A 1,547-nucleotide genomic window follows, 5' to 3' on the forward strand; every position below is an offset into this window, starting at 1 on the left:
GGCCATGCGGCAGCGCGAGGCGTACGCCAAGTCGCTGCCGAAGGGCCGGGCCAAGCAGTTCAAGGAACTGAAGATCGAGGCCATCCTCGACACCCCGGTCAACATCGTCGTCACCGCCGACCCCACCCGCGGCGGCCGGCACACGCTCGGCCGTCACACCCAGCCGCAGATGGCGCCCTACTCCTCGGCGCTCGCGGTGGAGAACCTCTGGCTCGCCGCCCGCGCCGAGGGCCTCGGCGTCGGCTGGGTCAGCTTCTTCGACGAGCGGGAGATGGTCCGCGCGCTCGGCCTGCCCGAGCACCTGGAGGTCGTCGCCTACCTGTGCGTCGGGTACGTCGACGAGTTCCCGGACGAGCCGGAGCTGATGCAGGCCGGCTGGTCCAAGCGACGCCCCCTGTCCTGGGTGGTGCACGAGGAGACGTACGGCCGCCGCGCCCTGCCCGGAGAGGAACCCCACGACCTGCTCGCCGAGACCGTCGCACAGATCCGCCCGCTCGACGCCAAGGCGCTCGGCGAGGCATGGGAGCGCCAGAAGCGCATGACCAAGCCGGCCGGCGCGCTCGGCATGCTGGAGATCATCTCCGCGCAGCTGTGCGGGCTGTCCCGGCAGTGCCCGCCGCCGATCCCGGAGCCCGCCGCCGTCGCGATCTTCGCCGGCGACCACGGCGTGCACGCCCAGGGCGTCACCCCCTGGCCGCAGGAGGTCACCGCCCAGATGGTGGCCAACTTCCTCGGCGGGGGAGCCGTCTGCAACGCCTTCGCCAACCAGGTCGGCGCCGAGGTGTGCGTGGTGGACGTGGGCGTGGTGGCCGACCTGCCGGCCACCCCCGGCCTGCTGCCGCGCAAGATCCGCGGCGGTACGTCCGACATGACCACCGGCCCCGCGATGACCCGCGAGGAGGCCAAGGCGGCCATCGAGGTCGGCATCGAGACCGCCCGCGACCTGGTCGCGGCCGGCAACAAGGCGCTGCTCACCGGGGAGATGGGCATCGCCAACACCACCGCCTCCGCCGCGCTGATCTCCGTCTTCACCGGCGCCGACCCGGCCGAGGTGACCGGGCGCGGCACGGGCATCAACGACGAGACGCTCGCCCGCAAGACCGACGTCGTCCGCCGCGCCCTGGAACTCCACCAGCCGGACCCGGCCGACCCGATCGGCGTCCTCGCGGCGATCGGCGGCTTCGAGCACGCGGCCATGGTCGGCCTGCTGCTCGGCGGTGCCTCACTGCGTACGCCGGTGATCCTGGACGGCGTCAGCGCCGGCGCCGCGGCCCTCGTGGCCCGCGCCATCGCGCCGGAGGTGCTCGCGGCCTGCATCGCCGGCCACCGCAGCGCCGAGCCCGGCCAGGTCGCCGCCCTCAACAAGCTGGGCCTGCGCCCGCTGGTCGACCTGGACCTGCGCCTCGGCGAGGGCACGGGCGCCCTGCTGGCCCTGCCGCTGGTGCAGAGCACGGCGCGGGCGATGCACGAGGTGGCGACGTTCGATTCGGCGGGGGTCACGGAGAAGTAGCAGGACGGGGGCACCGCGGTCGCCGGGCAGGTCCGTG

At 74.0% G+C, this 1,547-nt stretch carries 1 protein-coding gene; it reads left to right on the forward strand.

Features of this window, described 5'->3' with window-relative positions; all coding sequences use genetic code 11:
• A partial coding sequence (gene cobT / locus CCN44_RS36940) for a nicotinate-nucleotide--dimethylbenzimidazole phosphoribosyltransferase (RefSeq protein ID WP_143650254.1) occupies positions 1-1,510 on the forward strand: 1,510 nt, incomplete at its 5' end.
• Between the last annotated feature and the right edge of the window lie 37 nt (positions 1,511-1,547).

The sequence above is a fragment of the Streptomyces tricolor genome (genome assembly GCF_002155905.1).
Lineage (GTDB): Bacteria > Actinomycetota > Actinomycetes > Streptomycetales > Streptomycetaceae > Streptomyces > Streptomyces tricolor.